The sequence below is a fragment of the Finegoldia magna genome (assembly GCF_002243175.1).
Taxonomy (GTDB): domain Bacteria; phylum Bacillota; class Clostridia; order Tissierellales; family Peptoniphilaceae; genus Finegoldia; species Finegoldia magna_J.
In genome coordinates, this window is sequence record NZ_NDYF01000016.1 from 31,378 (window position 1) to 51,030 (window position 19,653).

The 19,653-nt window shown below is 32.8% G+C and carries 15 protein-coding genes; 6 read left to right on the forward strand and 9 right to left on the reverse strand.

The features are described from left to right. Nucleotides 1-37 precede the first annotated feature (37 nt). Genes B9N53_RS09435 through B9N53_RS07430 form a run of 3 tightly spaced genes read left to right on the forward strand, consistent with a single transcriptional unit; the run spans nucleotide 38 to nucleotide 2,428 of the window. Nucleotides 38-850 carry a phospholipase D-like domain-containing protein gene (locus tag B9N53_RS09435; protein ID WP_242432447.1) on the forward strand — a complete coding sequence of 271 codons (813 nt, stop codon included), beginning with the start codon at nucleotides 38-40 and terminating at the stop codon, nucleotides 848-850. Further along, on the forward strand, nucleotides 850-1,536 hold the full coding sequence (locus B9N53_RS07425) for a heparan-alpha-glucosaminide N-acetyltransferase (protein WP_242432448.1): 687 nt from the start codon (nucleotides 850-852) through the stop codon (nucleotides 1,534-1,536). Before B9N53_RS09435 ends, B9N53_RS07425 begins: the two co-directional genes overlap by 1 nt. Beyond that, nucleotides 1,529-2,428, forward strand: a complete 900-nt coding sequence (locus tag B9N53_RS07430) for a diacylglycerol/lipid kinase family protein (protein WP_094204367.1) — start codon at nucleotides 1,529-1,531, stop codon at nucleotides 2,426-2,428. The genes B9N53_RS07425 and B9N53_RS07430 overlap by 8 nt, the downstream gene beginning before the upstream one ends. A 264-nt stretch (nucleotides 2,429-2,692) precedes the next feature. Here the strand turns inward: B9N53_RS07430 and B9N53_RS07435 are convergent, their stop codons facing one another. Together B9N53_RS07435 and B9N53_RS07440 are read right to left on the reverse strand one after the other, a co-directional pair. Beyond that, the gene (locus B9N53_RS07435; RefSeq protein WP_094204368.1) at nucleotides 2,693-6,136 is read right to left on the reverse strand and encodes a leucine-rich repeat protein; all 3,444 of its coding nucleotides are present in this window, start codon (nucleotides 6,134-6,136) and stop codon (nucleotides 2,693-2,695) included. A 250-nt stretch (nucleotides 6,137-6,386) separates the two neighbouring features. Then, complete coding sequence (locus tag B9N53_RS07440; protein WP_094204369.1) at nucleotides 6,387-7,613, reverse strand: glycosyltransferase family 4 protein; 1,227 nt, start codon at nucleotides 7,611-7,613, stop codon at nucleotides 6,387-6,389. Nucleotides 7,614-7,827: 214 nt separating this feature from the next. On the opposite strand from B9N53_RS07440, the gene B9N53_RS07445 reads away from it, so the two are divergent. Then, entirely contained in the window at nucleotides 7,828-9,162 is a 1,335-nt protein-coding gene (locus B9N53_RS07445; RefSeq protein WP_275542216.1) for an MATE family efflux transporter, read from the forward strand. A gap of 45 nt (nucleotides 9,163-9,207) precedes the next feature. Here the strand turns inward: B9N53_RS07445 and B9N53_RS07450 are convergent, their stop codons facing one another. The 7 genes from B9N53_RS07450 to B9N53_RS07480 all read right to left on the reverse strand — a co-directional run bounded on the left by B9N53_RS07450 (nucleotide 9,208) and on the right by B9N53_RS07480 (nucleotide 16,545). Beyond that, on the reverse strand, nucleotides 9,208-9,477 hold the full coding sequence (locus B9N53_RS07450; RefSeq protein ID WP_094204371.1) for a hypothetical protein: 270 nt from the start codon (nucleotides 9,475-9,477) through the stop codon (nucleotides 9,208-9,210). Nucleotides 9,478-9,487: 10 nt separating this feature from the next. Then, the gene (locus B9N53_RS07455; protein WP_094204372.1) at nucleotides 9,488-10,777 is read right to left on the reverse strand and encodes a metallopeptidase TldD-related protein; all 1,290 of its coding nucleotides are present in this window, start codon (nucleotides 10,775-10,777) and stop codon (nucleotides 9,488-9,490) included. Continuing rightward, nucleotides 10,777-12,201, reverse strand: a complete 1,425-nt coding sequence (locus tag B9N53_RS07460) for a TldD/PmbA family protein (protein WP_094204373.1) — start codon at nucleotides 12,199-12,201, stop codon at nucleotides 10,777-10,779. The genes B9N53_RS07455 and B9N53_RS07460 overlap by 1 nt, the downstream gene beginning before the upstream one ends. 123 nt (nucleotides 12,202-12,324) lie before the next feature. After that, a complete protein-coding gene (gene pdxS, locus B9N53_RS07465) occupies nucleotides 12,325-13,167 on the reverse strand; it encodes a pyridoxal 5'-phosphate synthase lyase subunit PdxS (protein WP_094204374.1) in 843 nt (280 codons plus the stop codon). A gap of 83 nt (nucleotides 13,168-13,250) precedes the next feature. Further along, nucleotides 13,251-14,894, reverse strand: coding sequence for an ABC transporter ATP-binding protein (locus tag B9N53_RS07470; RefSeq protein WP_094204375.1), 1,644 nt, complete (start codon nucleotides 14,892-14,894; stop codon nucleotides 13,251-13,253). Beyond that, a complete protein-coding gene (locus tag B9N53_RS07475; RefSeq protein ID WP_094204376.1) occupies nucleotides 14,894-15,847 on the reverse strand; it encodes an ATP-binding cassette domain-containing protein in 954 nt (317 codons plus the stop codon). Before B9N53_RS07475 ends, B9N53_RS07470 begins: the two co-directional genes overlap by 1 nt. After that, entirely contained in the window at nucleotides 15,796-16,545 is a 750-nt protein-coding gene (locus B9N53_RS07480; RefSeq protein ID WP_094204377.1) for an ABC transporter transmembrane domain-containing protein, read from the reverse strand. Before B9N53_RS07480 ends, B9N53_RS07475 begins: the two co-directional genes overlap by 52 nt. Nucleotides 16,546-16,746: 201 nt before the next feature. On the opposite strand from B9N53_RS07480, the gene B9N53_RS07485 reads away from it, so the two are divergent. Together B9N53_RS07485 and B9N53_RS07490 are read left to right on the forward strand one after the other, a co-directional pair. After that, entirely contained in the window at nucleotides 16,747-18,126 is a 1,380-nt protein-coding gene (locus B9N53_RS07485; RefSeq protein WP_094204378.1) for a PLP-dependent aminotransferase family protein, read from the forward strand. Nucleotides 18,127-18,184: 58 nt separating this feature from the next. Next, entirely contained in the window at nucleotides 18,185-19,624 is a 1,440-nt protein-coding gene (locus B9N53_RS07490; protein ID WP_094204379.1) for an aminoacyl-histidine dipeptidase, read from the forward strand. The last annotated feature ends 29 nt before the right edge of the window (nucleotides 19,625-19,653 follow it).

Here is a 19,653-nt window from a genome sequence, read left to right on the forward strand (position 1 = left end):
CAAGGTTCAAGTTTTTAATAAAATCAGAGTTCTACCGATGCCCCGTCACAACAATAGAGACCATAGAAAAATCGTCGTTATCGACGGAAAAGTTGCTTACACTGGCGGATTTAACTTGGCAGATGAGTACATGAACAAAATCCAAAGATTTGGATATTGGAAAGACACTGGTATCAGAGTCACTGGTGATAGCGTGTGGTCATTTACGATAATGTTCTTGTCAATTTGGGAATTGTACGACGATAATGAGCTTGACTACAAATATTATTTCGAAAAAACTGTTCGTGATGTTTCTGAAAACGAAGGCTACTGCCAACCTTACACTGATTCCCCACTGGATAATATACCCGTTGGAAAAGGTACGTATATGCAATTATTATCACGTTCCAGAAAATATTTCTACATTACAACACCGTACTTAATTCCTTCGGATGATATGATAGATTCGCTTAGAGATGCTGCTTTAAGTGGTGTCGATGTCAGAATCATAACGCCTGGAATTCCAGACAAAAAATTGGTGTATATGGTTACAAGAACTTACTACAAAACGCTTTTGGAAGCGGGTGTTAGAATTTTCGAATATACTCCGGGATTTTTACACGCAAAAAGTTGTGTTTCAGATGACAAACACTGCGTCATCGGCTCAATCAATTTGGATTTTAGATCATTGTATCTGCATTTCGAAAACGGAGCGATGTACTACGATTCACACATAGTCGATGATTTAAAGGAAGACTTCTTGGAAATGCAATCACAATCACAAGAAATATTTTCAAGACAATTGGAAAACCAAAGCGTATTTAGAAAAATACTATCCGTAATTCTGAAAGTATTTTCGCCAATGATATGATGAAAAGAAATAATTTGATCGATACGTTAAGGGGATTTGCAATTGTCAACATGGTAATCTACCATTTACTGTTCGATTTGGTCTACCTGGAAAATTTCAGAATCGAATGGTTTGAAAACACGCCAGGCATGATTTGGGAGAGATTCATCTGCATTAGCTTCATTCTGATTTCAGGCTACTGCTTCAACCTATCTCACAATCACAGGAAACACACCATAACGCTTTTTATCGTAGCTATGATTTTGAGCGTTGTGACGTATTTCTTCGCAAATGAGTTTTTCATAGTTTTTGGAATAATTCATCTGTTGTGCTTGGCATCATTCATAACGATATTTGTCGACAAATTAACCCTTAACAAAAAAATATTGTGTGCCCTATCATTTGTAATGTTCATACTAACTTACAAACTAAGCTCTCACCCAATGGATATAAGTACCAATCTGTTTAGTTTCGTTGGATTCTACAACAATAAGTTTAACAGCGGTGATTATTTTCCATTACTACCTTGGTATTTTATGTATTTAGTTGGATATTGCGCAGGTGACTTTTTAGATATACAATTAAATGTAAGAGAGAATGTATTATCTAAAATGGGCAAAAAAAGTTTGATGATTTATTTAATTCACCAACCTATCATAATTATAATCGTACAAATCGTAAAATTTTTAGGAGGATTTAATGAATAAATTCAAAAAATCAATCGTGATGTATCACGATAATTCAGGACAACAAGACATATTTGAAGTATTATCCAAATGTAGTCCTAATATATTAAAATTATCAAATGAAACAGTGTTTTTCCAAAGCCAAGAACAAGGTGATTTCTACAAAAAATGTGAAGAATTAAAAGATTTTGATTTGGTAATCGTAGTCGGAGGAGACGGAACGATAAACGAAGTCATCAACGGATTGTACGATTACGATATGGATCCTGTTATAGGAATTATTCCTGGAGGATCGTTCAACGATTTCTCAAGAACTGTTAACATCGGTGCAAATCCTGTCCAAGCAAGTGAAAATTTGTTAGATGCAGAAGTCAAAGAATACGACTGCATATTAAATGACGACAAAATCGCTCTGAATTTCTGGACAGTAGGAATGGCATCAGAAAACGCACAAAAAATGCAAGACGCTGACAAATCAACATTCGGTGTGTTGACATATATACCAAAAGTTTTTGAAACATTGACACAAGATAATTCCTTTGATTACGAAATGGAAATCGACGGCGAAACAGTAAAAGGAAATGCAGTTATGGTATTTGTCGCTAACGGATTGTACTCAGGAGGAGTTGAAGCTCCAATCTCAGACATCAGCCCAAGCGATGGAGTGTTGAACGTATTTGTAGTTGAACAATCAAACATCGGAGCATTCAAAGCAATGTTCGGACAATCAAACAGCTTTGATTTTAACGAACAAAACGAAGGCGTCAAAACATTCAAAGCAAAAGAAATAAAGTTCATCTCACCTGAAGGATTGGTCGCAGATACAGACGGCGAATTGTACCAAAAAACACCATCAAACATCAAAGTAATAGAAAAAAGATTCAAATTCTTATCCAAATCATTTGAGCAATAAAATTATAGAAGAAAAGCTAACTCAAAAATGAGTTAGCTTTTTAGGTTAAAATTTTAATATAAAAAAGAGACCATCTGAGTGGTCTCCAGTTTAATCTAAGGTTAAAACAATATTAAGGGAGGAGATTGTTTCTTGAGATTAAACTTACTTTGTTTATGCTTATATAATAGACTATGAATGTGTACTAATTATGTTCAAATTAGTAGAGATTATGTTTTAGTGTAAAAACGCAGCACAATATTTTTGATGTGCTGCGTTTTAAATTTATTTAATCAATTTTTTTACAACTGATTCACTTATTGAGTTTTCTCCACCAAATACATTAACTTTTTCAAATTTAGCTTCTTCAAAAGCTTGTTTTGTAGCTTCTGGAATTTCATTTGCTTCTGTTAATAATATTGGGCAATTAATGAAGCCTATTACTAAGCTGTCTGCAAAGTTTGTTCCGTTTGCGATGTTAACTTCTTTTCTGTCTTTGAAGTCGTATTCGTAGATTTTCTTTGCTGTTTCGTAACGGTTTGCTCCTGCAATTCTTGTAGGGTTTGGAAGTTTGTTTTCTACTTCTTTGGAGATTGTTTTTTCTCCTCCTACAATTATTACTTTGTCGATTTGTTTCAATACTTCTTGTGTTGCTTTTGGTATGTTGTTTTGTTGTACAAGTAGTATTGGCATGTTGTGTTTGTTTGCGAGTGGTGCTACTGTTAATGCGTCAGCGAATGTTTCACCACTTGCGATGACTGCTTGTTTAGTTCCTGTACGTTTGATGATTTCTTGTGCAATCTTAGCACTTGTTTCGTATCTGTCAGAACCAGCTATTGTTTGAACGTTGTATTGTGATAGGCTGTCTTTTGTTTTGTCGATTGATTGTTCTCCACCTATTACGATTACATTCTTAGCGCCTAATCTCTTGATTTCTTGTGCTACTACTGAATCTAATTGATCTTTTTGTACTAACAATATTGGTGCTTTTAATGCTTTTGATAATGCTGATGCTGATAAGCTGTCTGCGAATTTTTCGTAGTTTGCTACGATTACTGTGTCAGCAGATTCGTAGTATTTCTTGGATACTTCTACTGCTGTTTGTATTCTGTCAGCTCCTGCAACTCTTGTTGTAGCTTTTGTTGTTTGAGCTGGTGTGCTTGGTGTTGTTGTTCCAGGTACGCTTGGTGTTGGTATTACTGTTCCAGGTACACTTGGTGTTGGTGTCACTGTACCAGGCTTTTCTGGCTTATCCTTTTCAAAATCTTTGCAAGCATCTTTTATTGCTTTAAAAATCCCTTCTCTGTGATATTTTGCTCTATCATCAATTTTTCTAATTTTTCCAAGACTATCCACATTTGATTTCAAAATATCTGAATAATTTAACCCTTCATAATCATCCAAAGTTTCCAAAGCCAACATATGATAACCTTCATTATCTTCATCAACATTCAAAATCTCATTTCCGTACTCGTCTTTTTGTCCTTTTCCAATAGTATAAGACATATCTAACACATACAAGATTTTGCCGTTTTTGTCAAAATACACATTCATTCCAATATGATAGGATGGAATCGGAAGTGGAGTTTTAAGTTCAAAATGGCCTTGTTTCATAATTGAATTTGCCATATTCTCTTTGTTTTCAACAACATTAATAAGACTTTGTAATTCTTTTGTTAAACGAGTTAATTTATTGTCCGCTACAGCCGAATTATTATAAGATTTTTTAGCATATTCAAGTTTATCTTTCAAAATCTCAGAATTTTGTGGATGATTTTTAATAGTTAGTTCTCCTTTTTTTATTAATGAGTCTAACTTATATCGATTTACAAAAAATTGAGTATCATAGATGTATTTTAGCTTCGCTCCCTCAGATAATTTGTCTTGCTTTAACAGCTTTTCGCCTTCAGTCTTCATATCTTTGAATTGCTTTTGAGTATCATCTCTAAGTGCGGTTAAATCTAACTTATTTAATTCATCCAACAATTTTTTCAAATCATCTTTGTTTTTCGTAATTTCTTCAGGATTAACAACAAAATTATTTCCATCAGCTAGTGTCTTTCCTTTTATTCTAACTAATACTTTTTTGTAGTTATCCTCAACTTTGTTATCGTCAAACGCATTAAATCTTATTTCTTTGATTTTATTTGAAAAAACAACCTCTTTTAAATTATTGTATCTGAACGCTTCTTCTCTTACACTTTCTAAATTTTCTGGCAATGTAACCTTTGTAATGCTATTCTTGTAAAAAGTTTGAACAGATATTTCTTTTAATTTTGTTAATAAGCTCAAATCTAACTCAGATATTTTATTATTACAAAAAGCCATTTCTCCTATTTTCTCAACTTTATCGCCCATAAACATTACTTTTTGTGCATCGTTATTTCTAAAAGCTGAAATCCCAATTTCTCTAACATTTGGATAAATCACAATTGCAAATAATTTATTAATATGAAAAGCGCTACTTCCAATTATTTCAGTATTTTCACCTAATTCAAGCATTTCTATTTTGTTATTCATAAAAGCTCCATCTCCAATGATTTTTAGAGCCTCTGGTGCTTCAAATTCTGTCAAATAATTAGATTGAAATGCAAATTTTCCGATTTTTTTCACCGTTTTCGGAAGTTTTACGCTTTTTAAATCGTATTTATTTAAACTACTATTTTCAAAATTCACATTTCTGAAAGCATCATCGCCAATTTCATCAACAACATATTTCCCATTCTTTTCAGGAATCACAAGATTTTTGTTTTCACGAACTTTTAATTTCCCGATACTAGAAAATCCTAGAACCTTACCCTTATCAAATACAAAATCTTTTTCATCCCATTTTGAACTATCCACATCCACAGAAGTTGTCTTGTCTTCTTCTGTCGGATTAACAATGGAAGAAGAATCTTTGTTGTCAACATTACATTTTGACAAAAGCACAACTTTCAATGCATAATTTTCATCACCAGGATTTCCACTAAATGCACCAACCTCAATTTTTTTCACACTATCTGTAAGTCTCACTTGCTTAATTTTATTATCTTGAAAAGCTTGTTCTTTTATAATTTCCAATTTTTCACAATTAAATTCTAATTCTGTAATTTGATTAGATTTAAAAGATCTTTCTCCTAAATTTGTTAAATTTTTAGGTAAAATAAGTTTGCCTTCTATTTGATTATCAAAAAATACTTGATCCCCCAAAAATTTCAAATTATCTGGTAATTTTATAGTCTTTAAACTTAGATGTGCAAATGCATAATCACTAATTTTAGTGATGGTCTTTGGTAAATTAACGCTTTTAATATTACTATTTTCTTCAAAAGCATCTTGCCCAATATAAGTATATCCTTCTGGAATCTCTACAGATTCTATGTCTAATTGATGGAAATCCTCTCCTAGCTTTTTAATTTCGTTTCCATCAACATCTAAGTTGTTAACCTCTCCATTTTCGCCTTCTCTTTGAGTATACTCATCTATCGCACTACTCTTGTTGTAGACAAAAGCAAAACTTGCTATTTTTTTCAAATCTACATTTTCTTTGCTTTTTGTTGGTAGCACAACATTTCGATTTCTTTTTAGCTTTTGCACTCCGCTTTTCGAAAAACCGTATACAGTATCTCCCACAATTTCAAAATCATCCGCTGTATATTTGTCATCAACTGCTTTAGAATTAATATTTAATCCAAAAAGCAAAGCAAATACAAAAACTAAAGAAAAAATGATCTTCTTTTTGTTCATACGAACCTCCTATTAAGTTAATAATGATATTCTTTATCATCTAAAGAACTTTTTTTATTTTACTATAATCTCAATTCCTTTTCAATGATATTTGTTATCAAATTAATTTTAAAAAAAGTTTCGTGCTTATCAATATCTTCAAACACATAATATTGAGCTAGCTAAAATTTTATACGTTACTTTTAGCAATCTTATATACACAAAAACAGCTCTTAATAAATTAAAAGCTGCATTCAGTAAATTTTATATTCTATTGTAAATTTGCAATCTCCATTAACTCATTCTCGATTTCAAGCATTATGTGATCCCAAGAATGTTTTAATACTAATTCGTGAATTTTTTCTGGTATTGGTTCTTTGTTTTGTACTCTGATTATTTGTTTTTCAATTCCTTTTGCTAATCTATCAACAAATGGTTCGATTTCTGAATCATAAGGTTCATCGATTGATTTGAGTCGTGGCATTTCGACAAATTCAATTGCGCTACTTTCATTTATATCATCGCCTAATGTTTCTATGAGTCCTTCTATTTCTGTGACTACGACTCTCATTCCACAACCCAATGCTTCGATTGCAATGAGTCCCAATCCTTCATAATAGCTTGGCAAAATGTAGATGTCAGATTCTCTCATTTTATTGGAGAGTTTTTTCTGACAAGATGTGTTGTGCAAATCAAAGTGAAGTGAATTTCCTGTGTTATCCCACAACTCAACTTTTGTTTCTATATCCACATCTCCAACTAATGTGAGTTCCAAATTATCGTATTTTTCTTCTAGTTTTTTAAAAGCTTTGCAAAGTTCGTACACTCCTTTTGCGTGCGATAATTTCCCTGCAAACAAAAGCCTTATTCTGTCGTTTTGTGGGTCTTCTTTTCTTCTGTAAAATATGCCGCTGTTGTAGCCTCCACCCGTTACAACGATTTTTTCTTTGTCGATTCCAAATATACCAGAGATTGGTTCTACGTCTTTTTTGCTTAGTGCTAGGACTTTTTGTGCGCGGTTTAGATTATCCACACAAGTCATAAACAATTCTGGGTTGAGGTTTGTTTGTCTGATGTCGGTTCCATGATTTAGTAATAAAACAGGAGTTTCATCGAAAATATCTAACACGAGACTGCTTAGCATCCAACAATGATGAGATACGATGACATCTGGCTTGAATTCTTGTTTTGCTTTTTTCAATTGTTTTGTGAATTCACTTGTCCAATCTTCAATCATATCGTGTGTCATATCGCTGTATTTTGTGGAATCGTACGGCATTTCATCGCTCATTCCAACTATTGGGAAGTTCAACTTTTCGCTTTTAAATTCCACTGGATATTTGATTATATTGTCGTCCAAATTTAATTGTATATTATCTTGTATTCCATATATAGCAGCATTTTCATGATTTTGTCGCATAAATTGAATTACGTTTGTAAAATAAACGCCGCTTCCTGTTTGTTTCGGAAGTTGTGCGATTACGTGTAATATTTTCATGTTATCATCCTTTTTATTATTATTCTTACTTCTATATTATCATAATAAGATTTTAATTGCTTTAGTTATTTATTGAAAGTTTTTATAAATCATTGATTATGTTTGGTATTTAATGTATAATAGCTTGTATTATTTTGATTAGGGGGCGATTATTATAGAAAATTTAAACGAACAACGATCAAATCTTCTCGGCAATGAATCCATTCCAAAATTAATCTGGAAGTTTTCAGTTCCAGCGACTGTTGGAATGTTAATTCAAGCTTTGTACAATGTTATAGATAGAATTTTCCTTGGTGCCGGTGTAAATCAAATGTCCATTGGTGGCGTTTATTTGATTTTCCCGATTTTTTTATTTTTGATGGCATTCGGAATGTTGATTGGAGTGGGTGGCAATTCCCTTTCTTCAATCAAATTCGGTGAAGGTAAGAAAAAAGAATCAGAAATCATTCTTGGCACATCTATGGTTCTATCTATTATTTTCGGGGTTTTGATATCAGCGATTTTTCTTTTAAATTTAAAATGGTTTTTGAAAATTTTCGGCGCAAGTGACACTTTGATGCCTTACGCTTATGGATATGGAAAAATTATTTTGTATGGTGCACCTTTTCAGATGGTTGGTTTTGCAATGAACAACTTCATTCGTGGCGAGGGTAATCCTAGAGCTGCGATGGTGACGATGTTCATCGGCGCGATCAGCAATATTATTTTGGATTATGTGTTCATTTTCCCTATGAAAATGGGAGTACAAGGCGCTGCTTGGGCGACTATTATCGGTCAAATTTTGTCTTGTATTTGGGTTGTTAGATATTTCCTTTCAGATCGTGCACTGTTGAGACTTAAAAAAGAAACATTCAAGCTTGATTTGCACTACTGCAAACAAATTTTTGCACTGGGCTCTGCTCCATTTGCAATGCAACTTGTAGCTAGTGGTATTAATATTATTTTCAACAATTTCCTTAAAATTTACGGTGGCGACTTGGCGACATCATCAATGAGTGTTATCTATAGTGTTTCACAAATTGCATTCATGCCGATTTTTGGTATCAACCAAGGTATCCAACCAATTTTAGGATTTAATTTCGGAGCGCACAAATACAGACGTGTTCAACACACTCTTAGAATTGCAATTGTAGCTGGAACTGTGTATATGGTTTTAAACTGGGCATTCACTATGCTTAGACCGGATTTGTTGGTGAAGATTTTTATTTCAAGACCAGAAGATTATGCAGTCATCAAAGACATCGCAATTCCTGGACTTAGAATATACAATTCGATGATTTTCATGCTTGGATATTCCATAATTGGATCGTCATTGTTCCAAGCAATCGGCAAACCAAAAATTGGTTTCATATTGACAATGACAAGACAACTTATTTATTTGTTGCCGTTGATGTTGATTTTTCCAAAACTTTTCGGACTTACAGGCGTGTGGTCAGCTATGCCGGTGTCTGATGTTTTGTCGACAATCACTACGACGTATTTCTTGGTTAAATCAGGATTTTTGGTTAAAACAATTCACAACGACGACGAATTTGTTCTCGGAATTTAAAAAAGGTTTGAATATTGGATTTCCAATGTTCAAACCTTTATTTTTTTAGAATATAAATACCGAAACTAGAATAGACACTACAGCTGTTATCATTATCATAGCTAACTTGTAATCAGAAGATGCTTTTTTGAATGATCCTTTATTGAAAATAGCAAACGTAGCCGATGCTACTACAAATATTGTAGCTGCTATTTTCAAAAATCCTACAGCATCAAACTCATTTGTCCTGAAAAATCTGTAGATTGATATCAATAAAATGTATCCAATACAATACGCATATAATTCCAACACTCCAAATCTATCTTTTTGTTTCAATTTTACCTCCTTATTTTCCTGCAATAGTCACATTATCGAATGCAATGACTGCTGGAGCTAAGCTGTTCTTTCGAGATTTCAATTCTTTTGAGAAAATCATAGAATCTTGTATGTCTTTTACATTTAATGAAATTGATCCACCTGTTATGAATGATTCCACGCCATCTTTTACAAGTCTTGCAAGTCTGAATTCTCCACCGAAATCTCCTGTAGCGCTGTCCATCAAAAATGATGAGAACGCCAACACTTCAATGTAGTCTTGTGATTTTAATTCTTCGACAGAAATATCTCCACCACACACCTCGAAAACTGGCGATTGTCCCATATTTTTAACGTTCAGATAGTAACTGTACTTTGCGTTAGTAACCAAGTTTTCTACGACACCATTCTTGTACAAATCATATTCCACAAGTTTTTTACCTTCTGAATCGACAGGTCTTTTGTTGATTGATGTCTCCAATGTTGGATTGATTTTCATGTTGAAGTTTACTTTTGGATTGTCTCCGAAGAATCTGTCGCCTAATTTTGCAGAGCTGATTTGTTGATAAATCATGGCATCTCTTGCTTGGTCGTAATAGTAATACAAGAATTCTTCCACAGCTTCGTTTGATAAAAGTACTCTCATATTTTCCATTTTTTCATTTCTAACGGCGCTGGATCTTTTTTCAGTTTCTAAAAGTTGTTTGTCGACGATTTCTTCGATTTTCGAATAATCGATACTTGTCAAATCATATCCGTTGAATATTTCGACAGGTTCATCTCCAACGTTACAATCAGTTACTATTTCGAATGTAAACTTGTTAGATGGATATTCTACATCCACTCCCTTTGATGTAACGACATGCTTGTGGTTTTCATAGGCGAAAATCTCACAAGAATTCACCTTTGATTGGTAGCCGTAATCTTTGTAGATTACATCGTGAACTTTTTTGAAATTGTCTGTCAAATCTTCGCACACTTTGATGTCTTTAAGAGTGGAATAACCTTCTTCTTTTTCTGGAAGTTCGTAGTATTTGTTCTTGACAAATTTCGCTGCAAAAGCAGTCCTGTCGATTTTTTCTTTGATTTCATCGTCACTGTCATTCAAATTCAACACTACTGTGCTGTCACCTTTGAATTTGTCTCCGTTTTCTTCAAAATCAACGAACACTCTTACAGATGTTTCATTAGTCACGCAACTTCTATTCATGTCCACTTTGTCTTTGATCAAAAATACTTCGTTAGATTTGGACACAGTGTTGACAACTATCCAGTCGGTAATTTTTTCGTTTTGTTTTAATATATTAATTAATCTTTCCATTAACTTAAAATCCCCTTTGCCTTAATGTATGATCCACCAGTTGATGTCTTAACCCATTCTTTCCAGCCTTTTCCACAATATCCTCCGCCAGAAAGCACAAGTCCGTTGGAAACTTGTGTGATTGATTGCAACAAATCAGGCACATATCCTGTCAAATAAACAGGGCTTACAATTTTGCCAGTTAATTTGCCGTCTATGATTTCACGTCCTTTCATTGCAACGCATTGAATTCCCCAGTTTTTTGGATCTTCCATTCCAGATGAGAAACCTTCCAACAAATATCCTTTGTCGACTGATTTAATCATATCTTCAACAGAATCTTCTCCTTCTTCGAAGAAAGTGTTCGTCATACGAGTGTATGCTTTTCTCTTGAAAGATTCTCTCTTGCCATTTCCTGTGGATTCTTGTCCCAACAAAATCGCAGACAATTCGTCGCACATTCCATGACGCAAAATTCCCTTGTCGATAATCACAGTATCTCTTCCCAAGTTTCCTTCGTCATCAAACAAATAGCTCGACACTTCATCGAAAGCTGTCGCACCATCGTGCATGATTATCTTGTCACTTGCAACTCTCTTGTCTTGGTATTCTTTTCCTTTTGCACGTTCTTTTACATACATATCCATTTCAGCACCGTGACCGAAAGCTTCGTGAGCGATTAATCCTGTAAAATCAGGGTCGCAAATTATGTCGTATTCTCCAGGAACAACTCTGTCTGCTGTAAGTAATTCTTCAGTTCTTCTACAAGCATCTTCTGCCGCTTGTTCGAATTCAGAAATCAATTCACTTCCACACAATCCAGAATTAGAAATGAAATCTATTTTAGTATTGTTCCCATCAGTTGCTGCTGCCATTGCAAATCCTGTTGAATAAGCGTAAGATTGGTACAAATCTTTATTCTTCGATAAGAAAATTTTATTAACTTGCGTAATATTCAATCTCAAAGAAAGTTGAACGATCTTTTCGTATTTTGCTTTAACTTCATCGTGAACTTTTTGCAAAGTAGTGATGATTTTTTCTGGATTATCTTCTTCTGGCAAGTTTTCAACTTCAGTGATTTTTTCTTTTGTGATTTCGTCATCATTTGGAAGTCTGTCGTATGTTACTCTATCCAAGCCTTCGACGATTTTTTTACGATCTTCAAGTGCGATTTTGCGGACATTTTCGCACACTTTTTCAACGTCTACTTCGTTAAATGAATACTCACTAAATCCCAAATCAGTGTACACTCTGATTACAAATCCACGTTGGTAATCAGGAGAAGGATTCAATGAAATTGCAGATGTCGTCACAGAATAACTTGCACCATCAACATCGCAACCCAAAATAGAAACGTATTTGAAATCAGTTTCCAATTTTTTTATAATTTCTTGTAATTTAGATTTATTATCTAATAAAAATTTTGATGTAGTTAGTTTTTTCATGTTCTACCCCTTTCATTAATAATTATAGTAAATACCGGTATCTATTACAATGAATTTTAAGAAAATGATATCATAAAAAATGGCTACCAATTTTCAGGTAGCCATTGTTTAGTTTATTTCGTTTTATCTATTAGCCATGATTACTTTTATCTCATCTGGATTAATTCCAACCATTGCTTCTCCCAAATCTTTGCTCACTTCAAGCAAAACATCTGGATTGTTGTAGTTTTCCACAGCTTTTACGATAGCTTTGGCGCGTTTTTCTGGATTTCCACTTTTGAAAATTCCACTACCAACAAAAACACCTTCAGCTCCCAATTGTCTCATCAACGCAGCATCAGCAGGAGTAGCTACTCCACCTGCAGAAAAATTAAGTACAGGTAATTTACCATTTTCGTGCACGTATTTCAATAATTCAAAGCAAACTCCCATTTCTTTTGCTTTGTCGTACAATTCATCTTCCTTCAAAGACTTCACCAATGAAATTTCGCCCATGATTTGTCTCATATGTGTAACAGCTTGGACAACATCTCCAGTTCCAGCTTCACCTTTTGTTCTAATCATCTTGGCGCCCTCTTTGATTCTTCGTAAAGCTTCCGATAAATTTCTCGCTCCACAAACAAAAGGAGTGTTAAATTTTGATTTGTCGATGTGATATTTGTCATCTGCTGGAGACAAAACTTCTGATTCGTCAATGTAATCAATTCCCAACGATTCCAAGATTTGTGCCTCAACAAAATGACCAATTCTAACTTTTGCCATCACTGGAATTTTGACAGCTTTCATGATTTCCTCAATCATTTTAGGATCGCTCATTCTGCTAACCCCACCAGCAGCTCTAATATCTGCAGGAACTCTTTCAAGTGCCATTACGCTTACAGCTCCAGCCGCTTCTGCAATCCTCGCTTGTTCAGGATTGATTACATCCATTATTACTCCGCCCTTTAATTTTTCATTTAAATCCATTCAAATCACCTCGCTTCTATAATATACGCAAATTGCATCTAATTATAGTAGCAAAATAAAATAATTTTATGGGTACAGATATGTTACTTGAAATAAGTTAAATCTTCATATTTTCCTCGTTCAACAATTTTTCCTCCAACAAGGACAAATACTTCATCATATTTTTTTAAAATCTTTTCGTCCAATTTATGAGTTATAACAAGTGCTGTTTGCTTCAATGAAAGAATAGTATTTTCTATTAATCTTGAGTTCTTAAAATCTAGTGCTGATGTGGCTTCATCTAGAATTATCATATCGCAGTCTCTTATCAAACATCTAGCAATGCTGATTCTTTGCTTTTCACCACCTGAAAAATCCCTCATATTTTCTCCGTAAATAGTATTAAGTTTATTAGGCAACGAATCAATTAATTTGGATAATTCTGACTTTTGTATTGCATATTCAACTCTATCATCAGAAAATTCATTATATAAACAAATATTTTCTTTTATCGTATCATTGAACATAAAGACTTCTTGATTAACTGGAACTATACTTGAGTATAGAGATTTTCTATTGATATCTTTAATTTCGTCTTGTCCTATTTTTACACTTCCTTTGTAATCTTCTAATCTTCCAAGTAAAATCTTAGCTAATGTAGACTTTCCGCTTCCGCTTTCTCCAATTATTGCATATTTCTTACCTTTTTCTAAGTCAAAACTTATATCACTTAATACTAAGTTATCTCCATATGAGTATTCTAAGTTATTTACTGAAATTGTGTCATTATAGTTAAACTTAGCATTTCTCGTATCTTTATTCGTTTCATTAATCATTTTTAATTTAGAAGACACTTGATCTTCCATACTTTTCATAACACTATACATTTCAGGAATCACAGATAGTGGTTGTTGAACAAAGTTAGATAATTGTATCACCATCATGAATTGTCCAACGCTTATAACTTTGAATATTACAAATGAAAATGCAGCTAATTGACTCGCTACATACACAATTGAACTTATAGAAATTGAAACGCTTGAATAAAATGATCTATCTTTGTCAGCAGTATATCGCGCATTTTCATTTTTTATATTTAGATTCTTAAAAATATTTAAAATTCTATTTTCAATCTTAAAAGATTTTATTAAATCATATCCATCTACTATTTCTTTTGATTTTGAAATAAATTGTTCATTGGTTTGAATATATTCTCCTCTAGATTTTTGTGTTTTAGAAGATGAAAGCTTAGAATAAATCAATGGAATCCAACCTACCAAGAACACTATCAGTAAAACGGCTTTTTGATTCATAAATATCGCAAATGCAGCTCCAATGAACATTATAATCATTCTAACAATAGTCAAAAAAGGTTTAACGTACATCTCAGAAATTTGTTCAGATAAATCAGTTACTACATTTAAAATATTTGATGTGTTCATTTCGTTATCTTTGGTTAAGTATGAACTCATCATATTTAACTTAAAATCTTCCATAGCTTTAATGCTCAATCTCTCTGTTTGAACTTCAATAAAATATGTTGCTAATATCTTGAACAACAATGAAAGAATGATTATAGCCGCTACTTCCTTCACACTATAAACTGTACTTCCAGTAGCCAAATCAAATATAACCTTAAATGCAAACGCAAATGACAACTCTGCTAGAATTTCTATGACAGCGGTTATAATGAATACTATAAATTGTCCTAAATTTTGTTTAATTAATAAATCTCTAATGTTTTTCATTATGATAACACCTCATTAAAATAACTTATATCTGAATAATCTCCACTTTGTGTAATTCTTCCGTCTTCTAACAAGAATATTTTATCGTATTTTTTCAGAATGCTCTCGTCAATTCTATGTGTTATCACCAAAATAGTTTGATTTAAAGATAATAAAGTATTCTCAATAGCCCTCGCTGTTTTGATATCCAATGATGAAGTTGCTTCATCCATAATAACAAATGATGAATTTTTAATAAGTGCCCTAGATATACTAACTCTTTGCTTTTCTCCACCCGAAAGTGATATGCCATATTCTCCAAGAACTGTATTCTCTTTTTCTTCTAGATCCTCTATAACACTATTTAATTTTGATTTTTCAATAGATCTCTCAAAATCCGACTTACTGTAATCATTGTATAAACAAACATTATTTTTTAAAGTATCATTAAATAAAAACACATTTTGACTCACCAATGAAATATTGCTATAAAAATCATCTTCATCTATGCATTTTAATTCTGTATCATCAAACTTCACAGATCCATTTTCATAATCAAGTCTTCTCAATAAAATATTAGCTAATGTACTCTTACCACTTCCGCTTTCTCCTACAACAGCATATTTTTTACCCTTTTCAAGATCAAGTGAAATACCTTTTAAAACCTCATTATCTCCATATTTAAACGATAAATTTTTGATAGATATTTGATTGTTTAATTTGAATTTTTCATGCTCTTTTGAATTAGTATTCTTTTTAGCAATCATTTTATCTATTCTCTTCATTTCCATTTCAACAGACTTTATACTAATAACATTAGCTGGAATTGTTGTAACAGGATCAACAATATAATTAGATAATTGAATAATTGCTCCTATTTCCCCTGCTGTTATCAGACCTTTGCTTGACAAATATGTAGCTGTTACAAGTGCAGATACAATCCCAAACATTGATATAAAGAATGAAAATACCATTTGAAAAACATTGAATCTGTTGGCAAGAAATAATTTTTTTTGATTTTTTTATTTAACTTTTCAAATAGATTTATAATTTTATCCTCAATTCCAAACGATTTTATTGTTTCAAAACCATCTGTAATTTCTTTTGATTTAGCTATGAATTGTTCATTTTCTCCTATGGAATCCATCCTTAATGTTTGATTTTTCTTATTAAAAATCTGCGGAATTATAAGTGGCAACACAGAACAAACAACAATAAGCAAGAAAATTATTTTGTTTATGTACAATAAATAGATACTTGCTCCTATAAATAAAATTGCGTACCTAATGTTTTTCAAAAAAGGCATTACAAACATATCTTTTAACTTGGTAGTCGTCTGATTAACAGTATTCAAAAAATCAGACGATAACATTTCTCCTTCATTCAAAACATAACTATCAATTATAGATTTTCTGTAATCTATCATAAAGCTTTTTGCAAAGTTATATGACGATTTATTGACAAGATACGTTCCAAAAGGTTTGGTCACGGAAATAATAATAATTGTCACAACTATAACCCATAAATTAAAATTCGTTTTCCCAACCGCTGCATTTATTAGCTCCTTTGATATATAAGCTGAAGCCAAGTTACAAATCAAACTTACGATAGAGGCTAAGACAACAAGCACAAATTCTTTTTTATACGATTTTACAAGCTTAAATTCATACATTTAAATAAATCTCCTTTCATTATTAAAATTCAAATATTCTTGTAATATTTGCTTTAAAATTATTATACCACTAAAAAAAGATAAATGTTTTCAAATTTCAATTCTTATTATCATAAATATGGTTGTATTCTCGTTTTGAACATTGCAATTTAAGTAATTATTTCTTTTTCTTGTGTTATACTTAATCCAACGGAGGATTTTATGTTCATAAATTTAAACGACAAAGATTATTTATATAATCAAATTTACGATTCTATAAAAGAAAAGATTAACACGAAACAATTGAAGACTAATGACAAGCTTCCTTCTATTAGAAAATTATCGAATGAGCTAAATATTTCGATAAACACTGTTTCAAATGCGTATTATCAATTGGAAAAGGAAGGATACATTCGTTCCAGTGAGAGAAGTGGATTTTTTGTGGAAAAATCTGGTCATATTTTGCAAAACGATGCAAACTTTGATGATGAGGATATGATTGTAGAAGAAAAGAATACTTTCAAGTATGATTTTTCATTTTCAGGTGTGGATAAATCGTGTTTTAAATACAAGCAGATCAGAAAAGCTTTCAGGGATTCAATTAACGAATATGATGATGCTATTTTGGGAAAGGTCGATGGACTTGGACTTTTTTCGTTGAGGTGTTCTATTTCAAATTATTTGAAAGATTTTAGAGAGATTATCGTGAATCCCAACCAAATCGTCGTGAGTTCTGGCAGCAACGAGTTGTTGATTTTGATTAAAAATCTTCTCAACAATCCCGTATTTGGTTTTGAAAATCCAGGATATGCTTATCACGGAATTGGTTTTTACAATAATTTTGACAGCAGGGCGATTGATGTGAATGAAGATGGGATTGATATAGATTTTTTGAAACAAACAGATGCAAATGTTGTAAGCGTGACTCCTTCTCACCAGTTTCCTACTTCTGCGATTATGCCGATTAATAAAAGGATTGATCTGTTGAATTGGGCATACGCTGATGATAATCGCTACATAATTGAGGATGACTACGATGCAGAATTCAAATACAAGCTTCGTCCTATCGCTCCACTGAAGACTTTGGATGTTAATGATAAGGTGATTTACATCGGGAATTTTTCGCGTACGGTGACTCCAGCGATGCGTGTGAGTTTTATGGTTTTGCCTAAAAATTTGATGAAGAAATTTTATTCTGTACTAAAATCTGAGAGGTGCCCTGTGTCGATTTTCGTTCAATCTGCACTGTCCAAGTTCATAGACAGTGGAGATTTTGAAAAGCAGGTCAATCAGATGAAGAAGGTGTACGCAAAAAAATACGAAATTATTTTTTCAAAAATTAATGGCTGTAAATTCATTGATTTTGAGAAAACTGATTGTGGCACTTCTGTAGTAATCAAGGTCGATAAGAGAATTGACAGTGATGTTTTGTTGAAAACTTTGAAAGAAAATTCCGTGTATGTGATTCCTATCGATGATTTTTATTTGGATAAAAATATGAACACTAATGTGTTTTTGATTGGGTTTGCGAAGATGAGCTACGATGATATCTCTAATGGTATGGATATTATCGTAAATGTTGTAAATAATCTTGTCAATTAGATTACAAAATAATGTAAAAGAGTTATAATAAAGTAAGAATATATATAGGAGGTTACTCATGCAAAAATATGAAGATTTAGAACCAAAGAAAGTGTTCCATTGGTTCAAACAATTAAACGATATTCCTCGTGGTTCAGGAAATGAAAAAGCTGTATCAGATTTTTTGGTTAGCTTCGCAAAGGAAAGAGGATTGGAAGTGTACCAAGATTCTCTTAACAATGTTATTATCAAAAAAGATGCTACAGAAGGTTACGAAAATTCAGAACCTGTTATTTTGCAAGGACACATGGATATGGTTTGCGAAAAAACTGATGATTCAGACCACGATTTCTTGAAAGATCCTATTTCAATGCACGTTAAGGACGGATATGTTTATGCAGATAACACAACTTTAGGAGCAGATGACGGAATCGCTGTTGCTTTTTGCTTAGCTATTTTGGATTCTGATGATGTGGCTCATCCAAAATTGGAAGTTCTTGTAACTATTGACGAAGAACGTGGAATGGACGGAGCAAATGGCGTGACTGCTGAACATTTGAGTGGAACTCGTTTGTTAAACATCGACACTGAAACTGAAGGAGACTTCATAGTAAGCTGTTCTGGTGGAGCAAATGCTATAACTACTTTCAAGAGCGAAAAATCAGATGGTTTGTCAAAGGCTATTGAAATTTCTCTTTCTGGATTAAATGGTGGTCACTCTGGTCTTGAAATCCAAAAACAAAACAAAAATGCCATCAAAGTAATGGCAAGACTTTTGAACAAAGTTGCTTTGGAAATGGATTTTAGATTGCAAGAAATCTCCGGTGGTTCAAAACACAACGCCATTGCTAAGAACGCTCACGCAGTCATCACTGTAGATGATTTGGATAAAGCGATGGATATTTTAAACGAAATTGGAGAATACGTTCGTCACGAAGGTAGAAAAACAGATCCTAACTTGGTTTTGGATATTAAAGAAACAGAAAAAACAGAATTTTCTTATTCAAAAGAAACTTCCCAATCAATCGTTAAATTCTTGTATTTGTTAATCAACGATGTTATCTCAACTTCACAAGACATCGAAGGTTTGGTTCAAACAAGTTCTAACGTTGGTATTGTTGAAGCAGACGACGAAAAAATCAAGGTTACTTGCTGCGTAAGAAGTTCTGTAGAAAGCGAACTTCACAATATGTTCGACAAGATCAAATCATTAGCTTATTTGACTCACGGAACTACTGTTATCGAAAAAGAATACCCAGCTTGGGAATTCAACACTGATGGAGAATTGGCAAAAGTTGCTCCAGCATTGTACGAAGAAATGACTGGCAAGAAAGCTAATGTTACTGCAATCCACGCAGGTTTGGAATGCGGTTTGTTGAAAGGCGTACTTCCAGACTGCGATATGATTAGTTTCGGTCCAGATATTTTCGGAGCTCACACTCCATTGGAACATTTGGGAATTGAATCTACACAAAGAATGTACGATTACACATTAAAATTATTAGAAAAATTAAAATAACAAAAAAATTAAGGAAAGTTCTTTTTTAT

What these genes read in the sequence shown, in the direction of transcription:
- B9N53_RS07435 (WP_094204368.1), bottom strand. Translation starts at nt 6,136, where the DNA reads ATGAACAAAAAGAAGATCATTTTTTCTTTAGTTTTTGTATTTGCTTTG.
- B9N53_RS07425 (WP_242432448.1), top strand. Translation starts at nt 850, where the DNA reads ATGAAAAGAAATAATTTGATCGATACGTTAAGGGGATTTGCAATTGTC.
- B9N53_RS07455 (WP_094204372.1), bottom strand. Translation starts at nt 10,777, where the DNA reads ATGGAAAGATTAATTAATATATTAAAACAAAACGAAAAAATTACCGAC.
- B9N53_RS07440 (WP_094204369.1), bottom strand. Translation starts at nt 7,613, where the DNA reads ATGAAAATATTACACGTAATCGCACAACTTCCGAAACAAACAGGAAGC.
- B9N53_RS07490 (WP_094204379.1), top strand. Translation starts at nt 18,185, where the DNA reads ATGCAAAAATATGAAGATTTAGAACCAAAGAAAGTGTTCCATTGGTTC.
- B9N53_RS07475 (WP_094204376.1), bottom strand. Translation starts at nt 15,847, where the DNA reads ATGGTATTTTCATTCTTTATATCAATGTTTGGGATTGTATCTGCACTT.
- B9N53_RS07460 (WP_094204373.1), bottom strand. Translation starts at nt 12,201, where the DNA reads ATGAAAAAACTAACTACATCAAAATTTTTATTAGATAATAAATCTAAA.
- pdxS (WP_094204374.1), bottom strand. Translation starts at nt 13,167, where the DNA reads ATGGATTTAAATGAAAAATTAAAGGGCGGAGTAATAATGGATGTAATC.
- B9N53_RS09435 (WP_242432447.1), top strand. Translation starts at nt 38, where the DNA reads ATGCCCCGTCACAACAATAGAGACCATAGAAAAATCGTCGTTATCGAC.
- B9N53_RS07430 (WP_094204367.1), top strand. Translation starts at nt 1,529, where the DNA reads ATGAATAAATTCAAAAAATCAATCGTGATGTATCACGATAATTCAGGA.
- B9N53_RS07485 (WP_094204378.1), top strand. Translation starts at nt 16,747, where the DNA reads ATGTTCATAAATTTAAACGACAAAGATTATTTATATAATCAAATTTAC.
- B9N53_RS07470 (WP_094204375.1), bottom strand. Translation starts at nt 14,894, where the DNA reads ATGAAAAACATTAGAGATTTATTAATTAAACAAAATTTAGGACAATTT.
- B9N53_RS07480 (WP_094204377.1), bottom strand. Translation starts at nt 16,545, where the DNA reads ATGTATGAATTTAAGCTTGTAAAATCGTATAAAAAAGAATTTGTGCTT.